Origin of the sequence: Algoriphagus litoralis, assembly GCF_003259255.1 — a bacterium.
Classification (GTDB): domain Bacteria; phylum Bacteroidota; class Bacteroidia; order Cytophagales; family Cyclobacteriaceae; genus Algoriphagus; species Algoriphagus litoralis.
Window position 1 is genome coordinate 198,843 of record NZ_QGOL01000006.1, and the last position, 15,440, is coordinate 214,282.

11 protein-coding genes are annotated in these 15,440 nt (G+C 44.8%); 8 read left to right on the forward strand and 3 right to left on the reverse strand.

Annotated features, from left to right (window positions below; genetic code table 11):
* The first annotated feature begins 153 nt into the window (after positions 1–153).
* From DK188_RS06600 to DK188_RS06615, 4 genes are read left to right on the forward strand one after another with little or no spacing between them, the layout of a single operon-like run.
* Entirely contained in the window at positions 154–2,466 is a 2,313-nt protein-coding gene (locus DK188_RS06600; protein WP_111670018.1) for a PSD1 and planctomycete cytochrome C domain-containing protein, read from the forward strand.
* A gap of 1 nt (position 2,467) precedes the next feature.
* Positions 2,468–3,922: a DUF1501 domain-containing protein gene (locus tag DK188_RS06605; RefSeq protein ID WP_111670019.1), complete on the forward strand. Its 1,455-nt coding sequence runs from the start codon at positions 2,468–2,470 to the stop codon at positions 3,920–3,922.
* A 9-nt stretch (positions 3,923–3,931) separates the two neighbouring features.
* A complete protein-coding gene (locus DK188_RS06610; RefSeq protein WP_111670020.1) occupies positions 3,932–6,046 on the forward strand; it encodes a c-type cytochrome domain-containing protein in 2,115 nt (704 codons plus the stop codon).
* Between the two features lie 28 nt (positions 6,047–6,074).
* Positions 6,075–6,815 (forward strand): sugar isomerase domain-containing protein, encoded by a 741-nt coding sequence (locus DK188_RS06615; RefSeq protein WP_111670209.1) that lies wholly within the window; start codon positions 6,075–6,077, stop codon positions 6,813–6,815.
* Here DK188_RS06615 and DK188_RS06620 read toward each other — a convergent pair.
* The gene (locus DK188_RS06620; protein WP_198672974.1) at positions 6,812–9,331 is read right to left on the reverse strand and encodes a family 20 glycosylhydrolase; all 2,520 of its coding nucleotides are present in this window, start codon (positions 9,329–9,331) and stop codon (positions 6,812–6,814) included. The genes DK188_RS06615 and DK188_RS06620 overlap by 4 nt on opposite strands.
* Positions 9,332–9,603: 272 nt before the next feature.
* Between DK188_RS06620 and DK188_RS06625 the strand changes: the two genes are divergently transcribed.
* The 4 genes from DK188_RS06625 to DK188_RS06640 all read left to right on the forward strand — a co-directional run bounded on the left by DK188_RS06625 (position 9,604) and on the right by DK188_RS06640 (position 14,708).
* The gene (locus DK188_RS06625) at positions 9,604–10,749 is read left to right on the forward strand and encodes an acyltransferase family protein (RefSeq protein WP_111670022.1); all 1,146 of its coding nucleotides are present in this window, start codon (positions 9,604–9,606) and stop codon (positions 10,747–10,749) included.
* Positions 10,750–10,760: 11 nt separating this feature from the next.
* Positions 10,761–11,753, forward strand: coding sequence for an endonuclease/exonuclease/phosphatase family protein (locus DK188_RS06630; RefSeq protein ID WP_111670023.1), 993 nt, complete (start codon positions 10,761–10,763; stop codon positions 11,751–11,753).
* Between the two features lie 11 nt (positions 11,754–11,764).
* Positions 11,765–12,319, forward strand: coding sequence for a DUF4287 domain-containing protein (locus DK188_RS06635; RefSeq protein WP_111670024.1), 555 nt, complete (start codon positions 11,765–11,767; stop codon positions 12,317–12,319).
* Between the two features lie 106 nt (positions 12,320–12,425).
* Entirely contained in the window at positions 12,426–14,708 is a 2,283-nt protein-coding gene (locus DK188_RS06640) for a S9 family peptidase (RefSeq protein ID WP_111670025.1), read from the forward strand.
* A gap of 19 nt (positions 14,709–14,727) precedes the next feature.
* Here DK188_RS06640 and DK188_RS06645 read toward each other — a convergent pair whose 3' ends face one another.
* On the reverse strand, positions 14,728–14,952 hold the full coding sequence (locus tag DK188_RS06645) for a DUF2283 domain-containing protein (protein ID WP_111670026.1): 225 nt from the start codon (positions 14,950–14,952) through the stop codon (positions 14,728–14,730).
* Complete coding sequence (locus DK188_RS06650) at positions 14,940–15,347, reverse strand: hypothetical protein (RefSeq protein ID WP_111670027.1); 408 nt, start codon at positions 15,345–15,347, stop codon at positions 14,940–14,942. The genes DK188_RS06645 and DK188_RS06650 overlap by 13 nt, the downstream gene beginning before the upstream one ends.
* Positions 15,348–15,440 lie beyond the last annotated feature (93 nt).

The window sequence follows — 15,440 nt, forward strand, 5'->3', positions numbered from 1 at the left end:
AGCCTTGCCATGAGATAAGGACTTTTTGGAGGTCTAATGTAATTATTCTCCTTAACCCTGAAGTATCCCTTGAAATGGATGATTTTTTTTAGCGAACAAAAGGTCCTTTTTTAAAATTTTTCAGTAACTTTTTCACACTTAATTCCTACCCAAATGCCTACTTTACACCTCTTCCACAGATTGCCTGCCTTACTCCTGTTGACTGGATTTCTTTGGAGTTGTGAAAACAAACAGTTGGATGAAGTCGATCTGACCACCTCTGATCAAATCAGCTACAATTTCCATATTCGTCCGATTCTATCAGACAAATGCTTCGCCTGTCATGGACCGGATGCGAATAAGCGGGAAGCAGATTTGCGACTTGATACGGAAGAAGGGGCATTTAAGGCATTAAAGGAAAGCCCTGGAAAATTTGCACTTGTCTCTGGCAACCTGGACAAATCCGAGGTGTATCACAGAATCGTCTCTACTGATCCGGGAGAAATCATGCCTCCTCCTGAATCCAATCTCACCTTGAGTCCCGAAGAAATTGAGTTGATTAAGCGCTGGATAGAACAAGGCGCGACCTACGAGCCGCATTGGGCTTTTCTCAAAGTGGAAAAACCAACCGTGTCCCAAGTTGACTGGGGGGTTAATGAAATCGATGCATTTACCTATAAGAAAATGCAATCCAAAAAACTGGCCCCAAATCCTGAGGCCAAGCCGCATGAACTGATCAAGCGGGCAAGTTTGGACTTAACCGGGCTGCCACCTTCTCCTGCTATTTTGGATAAATACGCAGATTTCTCAGGTGAAAACACCTACGAAAAGCTTTTGGATGAATTGCTCTCGCAACCTTCTTATGGAGAGAAACTGGCTGTGCTTTGGATGGACATTTCCCGATATTCTGACAGCTATGGCTATCAGGATGACAATATCCGGACCCAATGGCCCTATCGGGATTGGGTGATTCATGCCTTGAACAATAATCTTCCTTATGACCAATTCCTGACTTGGCAGCTAGCTGGTGACCTGCTACCCAATCCAACCAAAGAGCAGATTTTGGCCACGGCTTTCAACAGGAATCATAAATACACAGAAGAGGGAGGAATAATCGAAGAAGAATACCGGATCGAATATGTGCTGGACAAGACAAATACCTTCAGCAAAAGTATCCTTGGGATCACGATGGAATGTGCGCAGTGCCACGACCATAAGTATGATCCGTTTTCCCAAAAAGAATATTTTGAACTGTTCGCTTTCTTCAACAATTCCCAGGAAAAGGGTTTTGAAGGTGATGTGAGCGTATCCAAACCAGCCAAAACGCCTATTCTTTGGATCGAGCGGGATGATCTTGATGGAATCATGAGTTTCATCAACCATTCCGACACTACCAAACTCAGTGTTTCAGTAATGGGCGAACTGGACGAAAAGCGAACTACCTTCATTCTGGATCGGGGAGTCTATGATGCACCGACTATTCCGGTAGAAGCCTCTACGCCAGCTTCGATTTTGGAATTCCCCAAAGACATGGAACAAAACCGGCTTGGTTTAGCCAAATGGGCAACCAATCGGGACAATCCCTTGACCTCACGTGTTTTTGTCAACTTGATCTGGCAGGAAATCTTCGGCAAAGGAATAGTGAAATCGGCAGGAGACTTTGGGATGCAGGGAGATTTACCGACCCATCCTGAGTTGCTGGATTGGCTAGCAGTGGATTTTATGGAAAATGGATGGGATATCAAGCGCCTGATCAAGCAAATCATGCTTTCAGCCACATACCGACAATCTGCAGTGATCTCTAATGAACACCTAGCGCTAGATCCTGATAACCTCTATTTAGCCCGTGCGCCTCGCTTGAGACTTCCAGCAGAACATATCCAAGATCTGGTTTTGGCCAGCAGCGGACTTCTGCATGGTGAAATTGGCGGACCAAGCGTGAAGCCTTATCAACCTTCCGGACTTTGGGAAGCAGCTACTTCGGGCCGTGGGGTATTGGCTACCTATGTCCAGGACAAAGGAGACAAGCTTTACCGAAGGGGAATCTATAATTTCATCAAACTCACCGTACCACCTCCAAAAGCGATCATTTTTGATTCCAGCAATAGAGATCGTTGTGAAATTGGGCGAAACCGAACCAACACCCCGCTTCAGGCCCTGGTGATGATGAATGATCCGATGGTATTGGAAGCCTCACGAGTTTTGGCAACCAAGCTTTCGGAAAACTTCCAAGATGAAGAGACCGCGATTTCAGAAGCTTTTAAGCGGATTGTCTGTAGGGAAATAAAGTCCAAAGAGCTGGATATTCTGGTGGAGTTCTACCAAAGTGAATTGGAGGCATTTCAAAGCGATCCGGAAAAAGCAAAACAAGCCCTCGATGTGGGCGAATACCCGATGAACGAAAGAGCAATCACACCAGAGAATGCTGCACTGATGCAAGTCATCGTGAGTATCTACAATCTGGAAGAAACCATAACCAAAAGCTGAGATGGAAAAGGAATTATTAGAGCAGGGCTTGAATCACAACAGAAGGAAGTTTCTCTCCCGACTGAGCTTAGGAATTGGCAGTGTTGCTTTGGGATCACTTCTGATTCCGGATCTGTTTACTGGAAAACAAGAAGCGGAAGACGGACTGATGCGTGCCTTGCCGCACTTTGCCCCAAAAGCAAAACGAATCATTTACTTGTTTCAAAACGGAGCTCCTTCACAGCTAGAGACTTTCGATTACAAGCCGCTGTTGACCAAAAACTTTGGACAGGAACTTCCTGATTCAATCCGTGCAGGCCAGCGCCTCACGGGAATGACGGCTGGACAGAGTTCATTTCCGCTGGTTGGTTCCTATTTTGGTTTCAATCAATACGGAGAAAGTCGGGCCTGGATTTCCTCACTTTTCCCGCACATCTCCAGCGTAGTAGACGACCTCTTGATCGTCAAATCGATGCATACCGAGGCGATCAACCACGATCCTGCTTTGACCTTTTTCCAAACTGGTGCCCAGGTAGGAAATCGCCCCAGCATGGGTTCTTGGCTGAGCTATGGATTGGGAAGTGAAAACGCGAACCTTCCTGCCTTCTGCGTTTTACTAAGCCGGGGAAAAGGAAATGGACAGGGTGTCTATTCCAAGCTTTGGAGTAATGGATTCTTAGATGCAACCCATCAAGGCGTTCAATTCTCCAACTCAGAGGATCCCGTCCTTTATCTCAAAGATCCAAATGGAATGAGCCGAGACCAGCGCCGCAAAATGATCGATCAGATCGCTGCGCTGAATGAGATCAACTACCAGGAATTCAACGATCCCCAGATTACTGCCAAAGTGCAACAGTACGAAATGGCTTACCGTATGCAGACGGCTGTGCCGGAGATCACCGATACTTCCAAAGAACCCGACAGCATCATCAAACTCTATGGCCCGGACTGTCTGGTGCCGGGAACGTATGCTGCCAACTGCCTATTAGCACGAAAACTGTCCGAAAATGGGGTTCGATTTGTTCAACTCTATCATCAGGGATGGGACGCACATGATAACTTACCCAATCAGATGATTGGCCAAGCCAAAGACGTGGATCAGGCCACTGCCGGCTTGATTACAGACCTGAAGCAGCGAGGACTTTTGGATGAGACACTGATTATCTGGGGCGGGGAATTTGGCCGGACTAACTACTGCCAGGGCAAAATCCAACCTGAAAACTATGGCAGAGATCACCATCCGAGAGCATTTTCCATTTTCATGGCAGGCGGTGGAGTGAAGTCAGGCATGGTCTACGGTGAGACCGATGACTTTGGATACAACATCACTGAGAATCCCGTGCACGTTCACGATTTTCAGGCTACGGTCATGCATCTGATGGGTATAGACCACGAAAAACTTACCTACAAACACCTCGGAAGAAGGTACCGGCTCACCGATGTGCATGGCAAAGTAGTCAAAGACCTGATCGCTTAATTTCCTCTTATGTCCAAAGTATCCCGGATCATTCCGATTCTTGAGAATTTCCTGTTTTTCTGGCTGGGGCTAGCGCTAGTCCTAAGTCTGGCAGGAGACCGTCTGGAAATTCCTGCCTTCCTTCAAGTCTTGGGGAGAACTCACCCGCTGCTTCTGCATTTTCCGATTGTTCTTTTGCTCATGGCTGTAGGCTTTTTGTGGGTTTCAGATGAAAAGCTGAAGAAAATTGGTGCTCAGATTTTATTATTTGGAGCAAATTTGACTGGAATCACCGTCGTAGCAGGTTTGATTTTGGCAAATGAAGACTACGACGGAGATGCCTTGGTGTGGCACCAATGGCTGGGAGTTGGATCTCTTTTACTTTCAGTTTTGATTTATTTTTTCAGGGAAAAGTCATCCCTATTTCTGCGGACTACCTCCGCTACCCTAGCCGTTTCGATTATTCTTACTGGACATTTTGGAGCTAATCTGACCCACGGAGATGATTTCCTATTGGCCCCCATCCGGTCAGAGGAGATCGAGCTGGTCACTCTGGAAGAAGCAGAGCTTTTTGAGCATTTGGTCCAGCCGATATTGGAATCCAAATGCATTGCGTGTCATAAGGAAGGAAAAATCAAAGGGGAACTCCGAATGGATCAACTTGCCGGCTTACAAAAAGGCGGAAAAAACGGCCCCTTTGTGATCCCCGGAGACTTGGACAAATCCCTCCTCATCCAACGGATCAATCTGCCTATGGAGGAGAAAGAACACATGCCGCCTAAAAACAAAGCACAGCTGACCGAAGAAGAAATCGAAATCCTGGAGCTTTGGGTAGCAGCCGGAGCATCATTTGATCAAAAAGTCAGCGACTTAACAGCCGAAGAACCGCTTTTCCAACTTGCATCCAATAAGTTTACCACACAGAAAAGCTATGGCTTCGAACCAGCCGCCGAATCGGACATACAGGATCTCAATAACTTTTTTCGAAAGGTAAATCCAGTATTTCCGGGCTCTCCGGCATTGGAGGTGGCCTATTACGGGATTTCTACCTTTGATCCCGCCTCGCTCAAGGATCTCAAAAAAGTAAGTGAACAAGTGGTCCGGATTAATCTTAATCGGATGCCTTTGGCCGATGTGGATCTGGGTTTCCTTGGGGATTTCCCAAATCTGGAAGAGCTGCAACTTAATACCACGGGAATTTCTCCAAATCAGCTCTCAAGTCTGGAAAAACTGAGAAACTTGAGAAATCTTGCCCTTTCAGGCAATCAATTCAAGTCAGAAGCGGTAGCCACCTTGGCTAAGCTAAAGCAGGTGAAGCGGCTATTTCTATGGAACTCTGGCTTGAATCAAACCGACCAAGAAGCACTCAGAAAAGCCCTGCCTGAGACAAAAATTGACTTTGGATTTGATGGAAAAGGGGTGATCTACGCGCTCAATGCACCAAAAATCGACTTCGAGACGGGGCTGTTCAGAGATTCCTCTCAATTGATCATTACGCATCCGATCCGAACTGCGGAGATTCGATATACACTGAATGGTTCCGATCCGGACAGCGTGAGTAGTCCTGTCTATTCCGGTCCGATCTGGATCAAAAAGACTGCGCAAATTCGCACCAAGGCCTTTGCAAAAGACTGGATCGGAAGTCCGACAGCCTATGCTTTGGTATTTAGGGAGGGGATCAAACCCAAATCCTACAAGTTGGCATTTGAGCCACATACCCGATATGCTGCCAATGGCGCCACTACCCTTTTTGACGGAGTCAAAGGAAAAACCAACCACACGTCCGGCGAATGGCTGGGCTTCACGGATACTGCCTTGGAAATCGAGCTTTATTTGGATGAGAAGTCCTCACCACAAACCCTGGATTTAAGTTTACTGCTGAATGAAAGTGCCTACATTTTTCCACCGGAAAGTGTAGAAATCTGGACAGGCAATCAGGCAGGATGGCAAAAAATGCCAGAAACTCCCACCCTCTCATCCACCAAACTTGAGGAAGTAAGATTTGGAGTGTTGAGCTATGATTTGCCAAAATCGGAATTTGATAAGCTCAAAATCCGCCTCAAGCCGATCTCCAAACTTCCTTCCTGGCATCCTGGAGCTGGAGCCAAGGGATGGGTTTTTGTGGATGAAATCATTTTAAATTGATTTTTTGGAAAAATCCCTCCATGAAACCATGAATAAGCCAGCCTTCAAACTTTATCAAGATGGAATCGAGAAAAAGCTTCAACAAGCTTTTCAACAAGAAAAAGAAATCACACTTGCTGCCAATCTAATCGCTGATTCGCTAAGTAACCAAGGCTGGATTTATGCAAGCGGAACTGGACATTCTCACCTCATTGCTGAAGAGATTTTCTATCGGGCAGGAGGATTTGCCAGAGTGATTCCGATTCTTGACCCGGAACTGATGCTTCACCAGAATGCTTCCGGAAGCACCGCATTGGAACGAAAGGAAGGCTATGCCGCTCAACTTTTGAAGGAATTTAAAATTACCCCAAACGATGTGTTCATCATTTCATCCAATTCTGGAAGAAATGCAGTGAGCATCGAAATGGCCCAATTAGCAAAAAGCTCCGGCGCAAAAGTGATCGGTCTGACCAACTTATCCCACAGCCGATCTGTGAAGTCACGGCATTCTTCAGGTTTGAAACTCTATGAGCTCAGTGATATCTATTTGGACAATTTCGGAGAAATTGGAGACGCCTCGATCCAATTGACAGGCTTGGAAACCAGAGTTGGCGCTACTTCCACTGTCATCGGCGTGGCTTTACTCCAAGCAATCATGGTTCAGGCAGCTACTACTCTAATCTCAAGGGGATTCAAACCCGAAATCTTTAGCAGCTCAAACTCCGATGTAGGAGAAGCCGAAAATGAGGCACTACTCACGAAATACAAACCGCTGGTTAAAGGCCTTTAGTCCAAGCTAACGACTTGGCCAGCACGGCCGGATTTAGTAAAAACACGAAACTTCTCATCTCCCTTTTTTGGAATGGCATTTTGATAAACTGGTGAGCTTTCATTGGGGATTGAGCCATCTTGAGTATATCGGATAATCAGGCCAGGCGTCTGCACATTGGCGTGGATTAGCCCATTTTTTACGCTAATTCCGGGCTTGGGAATCCGTTGATTAACTTCACCATAGAACGACTCCAATCTCGGGATTTCCCGCTGACCCACCAGATTGGCAAATACATTCCATTCTTCACGTCTTTTCGATTTCATTTCCGCTTCAGTACCCAATGCAGACCACGAAGGGTCTCCAACCCATGCCCGCTCGATGTAGCCCAGCATTTTTGGAAAAAGGTAATACTCCAGCATTTCAGGGCTTTTGACCGTTTCAGTCCACAACTGCCCAGAAACGCCAATGATGTTTTTCTTTCCCTCTGGAGTAAGTTTGGTAAAGTTCTTTTGAACCTCAGCCCAATCCCACTCTTTGCCTTCGATGGTTTGATCGTGTGAGAGGTACAATTTACCTGGCACCGTCTTCCAGGCCTGGTACATATCCGTCACTCCGCTCCAGGTATGCCCGCGTTCGTCAGGGTCCCAGTCGTAGGCCAGGTCAAAATAGAAGTTGGCGCTGGAACAGATCACGACTGGATAGCCGGCATTGGCCAGTTTGTATGCCATGTCCTCCCCTCCCCAACCGGCAACTGCATTCCAAGCATAAAGCCTCCAGTTTTCTTGGGCAAATTTGAGATTTGGCGCTACTTCATTCCCTTGATGAGTTTGTCCTATTTCTTCCCAGCCTCCCATTTCCAATCCATTTTTCTTCAGGATTTCGGCTGTTCGACTTCGAAAGTAATCATTGAGGTCTTCCAATTTGATTTCAGGATTTTTAGCCAAAAAGTCAGTACAAATCGGAGATTCGGTCCAGACTCCCCGAGGAACTTCATCGCCTCCTGTATGCCAGTGTTTCAATTCCACTCCAGCGGATTGATATATCCTTTTTACTTCGGTAATCAACTTTTCATAAAATGCATAAGTCGATTCCTGACAGACACAGACTGTATTTCCCCGGAAATTTTGGGCGGAGAGGTAGCGACTTTGATCTTCAGGATCAGCTAATCTGTATTGAATCGCTTCGGAGGTTTTTCCTGCCTTGGAGAGTTTTTCAAAACGCTTTTCCATCGCCAAAATAGCTGCCCGGGAATGTGCCGGAACTCCCAACTCCGGAATCACTTCAATATTTCTGGCTTTTGCATAAGCTAAAATCTCCTGAAAATCAGCAACTGAATAATATCCCGTACCAGCAGGACTTTTTCCAGAATCAGCTCCTGAAGCGTAATATGGCCAAAGAAACTCTGATTCACCGACCGAAAAACCACGCTTCGATCCAAAGTCGGTCAACTCCGGCAAATCTGGAATTTCAAGCCTCCAACCTTCATCATTGGCCAAGTTTAAGTGGAACACATTGAGTTTGTAGAAAGCCATCAGATCCAGCAACTTCAGGATTTGGGCTTTGGGTTGAAAATTGCGGGCTACATCGAGGAAAAAACCACGGTAACTATAAGCTGGCTCATCTGTGATTTCGACCTGGGGCAGGATAAATTCATCGCTCGTTTTGGCAGAAAACGTAGGCGGCATCATCGCCAAAAAGGACTGAACCCCATAAAGAGCTCCTTTGGGAGAAGAAGCCGAGATCACTACTTTTCTTCCTGAAATGGAAATTCCGTATCCCTCTTCAGGTAATTCCAGATTCTTAATTATACGGATATTGATTGGAGGTTCAGCTTTATTGACTGTGGGTTTGTATCCGTTTCTAATTGCCAAAAGAAGGTATTGGGACGCTTCAGCAAACTCAGAGGCACCAACCACCGCCAAGCCTGCATGTTTGATTTTCAAAGTCTCACCTGTGTATTTCCAAGATTTGGGACTGGGGAGATAGGGCGGCAATTGATTTTCCGGAAGTAAGCTTATTCCTTCATTTTGCTGATAAATCCGCTCTAATGTAGGAACCGGAAGCGGCGTAGGTGCTGCCATTTCAGCGAGCTGACTCACAGGGATGGATTGGACGTTGTAGTCAGTGATTTCAAAGTGATTTCCCTCAGAGTCCAAAAAAATTAGGCCTTCAGGAGCATAGGAATTTTTCAAGAAAGGTCCCTGGGATTGATACTCGATGGAGATTTCTTCACCTGCGGGTATTGTCGGAGAATTTTCTTCGCTTTCTAAGACAAAAAAGTCACCCTGCAAATGTTTGATCCGAAATGGAGGTGTCTTTGACGTTGCATTGATAGAAATGAAAATAGAGTTGAAATACAGCTTCCAGCCTGATTGAATTGCTGTTGAGCTTTCATTTTTCAAGATCAACCTGGCACGATGAAACTCCGGATTCCCAAAGCGATTCTCCAGCAATTCCCAAGCGGCGCTCACCTGAGCCCTCACCTCTGTTGAATGCAGCGTGAGCAAGAGGAGAATTGAAAATACTTTTTTCATAGGGTTTACAATTCGATCGAAGCTTGAAGATACAAGATGATGTTTTGAACCAGAAAAGTTTGCCATTCTTAACACTTGAAATACCGCGACACTTGCATTCAGGAATCCGATTGAATGGTCTTGTAAAAGCGGAAAATTAAGATTGTAGACAAATAAAATTCTGAATTCTGGTAATTAAACTTACAAAATCTACCTCGCCACTGGATTAATTAGCCAATATTTTCCAATAAACTTTTATCTTCGGTTGATTCATTTCCACCCAAAAACCACCTATGACCATTGATTCACAAGCCAAGGTTTTGAGCAACCGCTATCTTGCTCTGGATGTCCTCCGCGGGATGACGATTGCATTTATGATTATCGTCAATACTCCCGGCAGCTGGAGAGACCTTTACGGTCCTTTGGCCCATGCAGATTGGCATGGGTTTACTCCGACAGATCTGGTTTTTCCGACCTTTTTATTTGTAGTTGGCAATGCCATGAGCTTCGCAATGAAGCGACTTCAGGAGATTCCCAAAGCCCAGTTTTATGGAAAAGTTTTCAAGCGGACTTTTCTGATTTTTTTGATTGGCTGGTTACTAAACGCCTTTCCATTTTTCGATTACAATGAAGCGGGAGAGCTGGTATTTATCGATTTGACCGAAGTCAGACTAGTGGGCGTTCTTCAGCGAATAGCCCTCTGTTACCTTTTTGCAGCTTTGATTCTGTACTGGGGCGGTGAAAAACTAGGCTGGATATTCAGCGCAGTAGCCTTGTTGGCGTATTGGCCCATTATGTATTTTTTTGGAGATGCGGGAGATCCTTACAGCCTGACTGGTAATGCAGCAATCAAGCTTGATAAAATTCTGATCGGAGAAAGCAGAATGTACATGGGCGAAGGGTTACCTTTTGATCCCGAGGGAATACTAAGTACGCTCACCTCCATCGTCAATGTCATAGCGGGCTATCTGGCCGGAAAAATGATCCAGCGAAAAGGAAATACGACTTCGACAGTTCAAACCCTCTTGATCACTGGTATTGTTCTCATTGCGGTCAGCTATTTATGGGATTTAGCTTTCCCGATTAATAAGAAAATCTGGACCAGCCCTTATGTGACCTTGACGGTAGGCTGGGATTTGTTGATTTTAGGGGGACTTATTTTCTTCGTTGAAATCAAGAAACTTACGGGCTGGACTTACTTTTTCCAGGCTTTTGGGAGAAATCCGTTGATTCTCTATGTCCTCTCAGGCGTGGTGATTTCAATTCTATCCATGATACCGCTTGGGGAAAGTTCCCTCAGAGACCAAATCTATTCTACCCTGTTTACCAGCTGGTTGAGTCCGAAAAACGCCTCTTTCCTATTTGCAATCTGCTACATGCTGCTGATATGGCTGATTGGATTCTGGATGGACAAGCGAAAAATTTACATCAAAGTCTAAACGTTAGGGCCATGATCTTACGAATCGGAGTGTACAATGTCGAGTGGATGCGGGATTTATTTGAAACAGACGGAAGTCCCAAAACGACGGGTGCTGAAGGAGTCCGGAGCAAAAAACTGGCAGAGGTAATCGCCGCCATGAACTGTGATTTCCTCGGTATTGTAGAGGGTCCGGACACCTTGGTAAACGGTACGAAAACCGCTTCTGGCCAACTTGAAAACTGGGCCAATCATTTCCTCCCCGGAAATACCCTCAAAGGAATTCATGGCTTCCCTTCTTCAGGTCAGCAGGAACTCTGTGCCCTCTACGATTCATCCAAGCTTAAGGTGCTTTTTACTCCAGAAATGAAAGATGGGGAAAGGTTCAATGAGCCCTTTTTGATGGATACTACCAACCGGATGATCAAGGAGCAGTACAAGCACTACCGTCCCCCATTAGAATTAAGTATTTTGGGTTTGGATGACAGGTTGATTTCGCGAGTCATCATCGCACATACTAAGTCCAAGGGAATCTTTGACAAAGTGGATTATGCCCGCTTTGAGCAGCTATCGCAACGAGACCGATTGAGGCTGTTCGGGGAATGCATGCATATCAGGGAGCGATGCGATCAGTATTTGGCCAAAGGCCAGCAAGTCATCGTCATGGGTGATATCAACGACGGTTTCGAACTGGATTTTTATGAAAATCGATTTTCCAAAAGTGCTGTCGAACTTTTGCTCGGCTCAGTCTGGAAACCTGAATGGATTCTGAAACCGGCTTTGGTCAAACCCAAACTCAATTCCTATGGCTGGACTCCCTATTCAGGCAAGTTCCGGGACAGAATTACCGGAGATATTTTCAACGTGTTGATCGATCATATTTTGATCAGTCAAGGTCTTAAATTAATCAATGGAAAAGTCTGGAATCCAACATTGGAAAAGGATGATCCGGCGATTCAATCTGTGAAGAATCAATTATATACTGCCTCAGATCACTTCCCGTTACTGGTGGAAATCGAAACATAAACCCAAGCCCCATGGAACAAGCAGAACAAACTATGCTCGATAATCTCCACAAAAATACAGGCAAAAGCCTGGATGAGTGGGTTACTCTCCTAAGAAAGGAGAACTTTCAAAAACACGGTGAAATCCTAAAACACCTCAAAGAAAATCATGGATTCACACATGGTTTTGCAAATCTTGTCGCTCATAAAACCCTGAAATCCGATGCAGGATCGGCTGATAATCAGGAAGAGTTGGTCCAAAAACAATACAAAGGAAAGGAGCAGTTTTGGCCAATTTATCAAAAACTGACTACTGAAATCGCAGCTTTTGGAAGCGATGTAGAATTTGCGCCAAAGATCTCCTATGTAAGCGTGAAGCGAAAAAAACAATTTGCGCTACTTTCTCCAGTCACCAAAACCCGCTTCGAAATCGGAATCAACCTGAAAGGTCAAGCTCCTCAGGGAATTTTGGAATCAGAAACAAAATCCAATGCGATGTGCAGTCACAAAATCGTGATCAATCATGAAGAACAAATCAATTCCGAAGTCATTTCTTGGCTCAAAAAAGCTTTTGAATCCGCAGGGTAAAAACTATTTCACCCTTTAAATACTACAGGATCAATTCATCCAAAAGCTGGATTGATCCTGTTTCTTTTTTCATAATTTAATTTTGCTGCACCTAACTATTTCTTGTATGAACGCCACGTTACGCTTGCTCAACCTGACATTAACTAGTCTACTAATGTTTGGTCACGCAAAAGAAGGAAAAGCTCAAATCACAGAAGAAACCTACCGGAGGGCAGCTTACTTTTTGACAGGAAATCTCCAGAAACAGGTTTATCATTTGGAAGTCATTCCCAGCTGGACGGATGGAAGCAAAGGCTTTATTCACTCGACTTATACTTCAAGTGGAAAGCGATTTTTCAAAACCAACACTTCCAGCTTTGAGACCGAAGAAGCATTTGACCATGCAGCATTGGCCAGAGCCCTTCAGGAAAAGACAGCAGAACCAATCGATCAAGCTGACTTACCTATCGAGCGTGTATCGGTCGCCAATGGGAAAACAGTCACCTTCCTCTGGAAAAATCAAAACTGGACCTGGAATATCGACAATGGATCACTCACCGCAATTCCAGTCACAGAACGCAACGAAATGGAGTCATTTTCTCCGGACAGGAAATGGAAGGCTTTTAGCCGAAACTATAACCTGTTTATCAAAAATTTGACTTCAGGGGAAGAAATCCAGCTAAGTTTTGATGGGAAAAAGGACTTTGAATACGCCTCTTATTGGGGGTGGAGTGATATGATCTATGGAGAAAACGGAGAACGGCCTGCCCACTTCATGGTCAATTGGTCACCAGATTCCAAAAAGATTTTTACCCAGATAGTGGATTTGAGAATTGCAGAAAAAATGTATCTCCTAGATTGGAGCAAAGACGAAAAATTCCGACCGGAATTACTCTCATACTACCGCGGATCCCCTGGAGACAGTACTGTGGTTCACTATATTCCTGTAGTTTTTGATCTTGAAAAAAGGACAGAACGGAAGCTCCCCGAACTGACTACGCCGCATTTTATTGGGATCACTATGCGCTGGTCGGATGATGGCAAGAAGCTCAGCGGATTCCAGATTCCCCGGGGCTACAAGCAATACCACCTGATCGAACTCGATGCCGAGACTTTTGATACTCGAAAAATCATCTCGGAATCCTCTCCTACTCATGTGAATCGGGACAATATTTTCCGTAGACTGAAAAACGGTCAGTTTATCCTGAGTTCAGAAAAATCAGGCTGGAATCACTTATATCTTTTTGACTGGGAATCAGGCAAAGAAATCAATGCCATCACCTCTGGCGAATATGTGGTGAATAAATTGAGTCATTTTGACGAGGAAAATGGTGTGGTCTACTTTGAAGCCTCTGGCAAAGAACCCGGACGAAATCCATATTTCAATCACCTATATCGCGTCAATTTGGATGGTTCGGGCTTGGAGCAATTAACCCCTGAAAACGCCTATCATGAAGTATATATTTCTCCGGATGGAAAACTGGCAGTCGATAATTATTCCACGGTAAATCAGCCCACACAATCGATTTTGATCGAGCTGAAATCCGGGAAGCATCTGCAAAAAATCTCAGAGGCGGACATTTCAAACCTCAAAAGCCGGGGTTATACTTCACCTGTCCCGTTTACTGCTATCGCAAAGGACAAGAAAACAGAAATCCACGGCGTTTACTTTCTTCCAACTATATTCAACGCTAAGAATAAGTACCCAATCATCGATTACACCTATTCCGGTCCCCATACATCTACCACACCAAAGACCTTCAAAGCAGGACTTCTTGGACATCAGCAACCCATGGCTGAGCTTGGATTTGTGGTCGTGACTGTGGACGGATTAGGTGGATTTGGGCGGTCGAAGGCTTTCTCGGATGCCTCCTACCACAATCTCGGCGATGGCACCACCGATCATGTGCTGGCTATTACTCAACTTGCCAGCAAGGTGAAATTCATTGATATCACAAAAGTGGGGATTTTCGGGCATTCGGCTGGTGGATACGATGCGGGACGGGCGATGCTTTTGCATCCTGATTTCTACAAAGTAGGAGTAGCTTCGGCTGGAGATCATGACTTCCGAATGGAGAAAGCTTGGTGGCCGGAGATGTACATGGGCTACCCTGTGGGCGACTATTATCACGAGCAATCCAACATTACCAATGCAGCAAATCTGAAAGGACACCTGCTGTTGGCCCATGGCGGCATCGATGAAAATGTCAATCCCTCGGCCACCTTCAAACTCGCAGAAAACCTAATCAAAGCAGGAAAAGACTTTGACTTATTCATCTGGCCAAGCCGAAATCACAGTTTTGGCCGTCCTCCGGGAGATTATTTTACTAAGAAGCGCTGGGATTACTTTATCGAGCACCTGATGGGAGAAAAGCCAATCAGGCATTTGCAGATTGATTTTGTCGATTAAAAAAACCTATTGACAATAATCACATCCGCTTACTCGCATTTAAAACAGTAATTCCTACAACCTCCCCCTTTTCATACCGGATAATCAAATCATCTTTAGTGACTTCGGAATCATCAGAAATTGCCTTTTCTTTAAAATGAACATATAAAACGTCCGCTTTATCATCATAATTTGTCCAAAGAAATTTATGCTTTAGGAAATAAGGCAAAACTTCTTTTATATCTCTATATGCTATTTCTTCCATATCATTTTTTTCTTTTCCAATCTACTCATTTTCGAAGTCAAAAAGGAAGTAACTAAGAAGCCGTCCTCTTTATTTAACTCTTTGTAAACAACAACGATAATCTTCCCTAAGTTGATCAAATAATCTTTAACCGCGATTTTCTCCAAATTATTCCCCTCAAAAACAACATCCGGATTAGATAGAGTTTCAAATACTTCAATTTCAAAATCTATCATTTCGGGATGGCCCAAAATCACATGCTCCCATCGTTCCGTTGGAATTCGAATCGGTATTTTGTCAAAAGAATAAACAATTCTCATCTCTTGAAAAATTGATTTTAATTCTTTCAAAAAACCATTTCCTCGCTTGCATGTTCTTTCTGCAGTTCTATCTTTGCCATCGTAAATGGAAAACACCAATAGAAATATTGAATTTTTAGCTTTAGGTCAGCACGCCCATGTGTTGCATCATTTCCATCATTCCTCCTGAGGAAGAGACATACACCCCAC

Bases quoted from the DNA above. Each gene is read 5' to 3' on its own strand.
- DK188_RS06600 (WP_111670018.1), top strand. From the start codon at position 154: ATGCCTACTTTACACCTCTTCCACAGATTGCCTGCCTTACTCCTGTTG.
- DK188_RS06625 (WP_111670022.1), top strand. From the start codon at position 9,604: ATGACCATTGATTCACAAGCCAAGGTTTTGAGCAACCGCTATCTTGCT.
- DK188_RS06605 (WP_111670019.1), top strand. From the start codon at position 2,468: ATGGAAAAGGAATTATTAGAGCAGGGCTTGAATCACAACAGAAGGAAG.
- DK188_RS06615 (WP_111670209.1), top strand. From the start codon at position 6,075: ATGAATAAGCCAGCCTTCAAACTTTATCAAGATGGAATCGAGAAAAAG.
- DK188_RS06620 (WP_198672974.1), bottom strand. From the start codon at position 9,331: ATGAAAAAAGTATTTTCAATTCTCCTCTTGCTCACGCTGCATTCAACA.
- DK188_RS06635 (WP_111670024.1), top strand. From the start codon at position 11,765: ATGGAACAAGCAGAACAAACTATGCTCGATAATCTCCACAAAAATACA.
- DK188_RS06640 (WP_111670025.1), top strand. From the start codon at position 12,426: ATGAACGCCACGTTACGCTTGCTCAACCTGACATTAACTAGTCTACTA.
- DK188_RS06630 (WP_111670023.1), top strand. From the start codon at position 10,761: ATGATCTTACGAATCGGAGTGTACAATGTCGAGTGGATGCGGGATTTA.
- DK188_RS06645 (WP_111670026.1), bottom strand. From the start codon at position 14,952: ATGGAAGAAATAGCATATAGAGATATAAAAGAAGTTTTGCCTTATTTC.
- DK188_RS06610 (WP_111670020.1), top strand. From the start codon at position 3,932: ATGTCCAAAGTATCCCGGATCATTCCGATTCTTGAGAATTTCCTGTTT.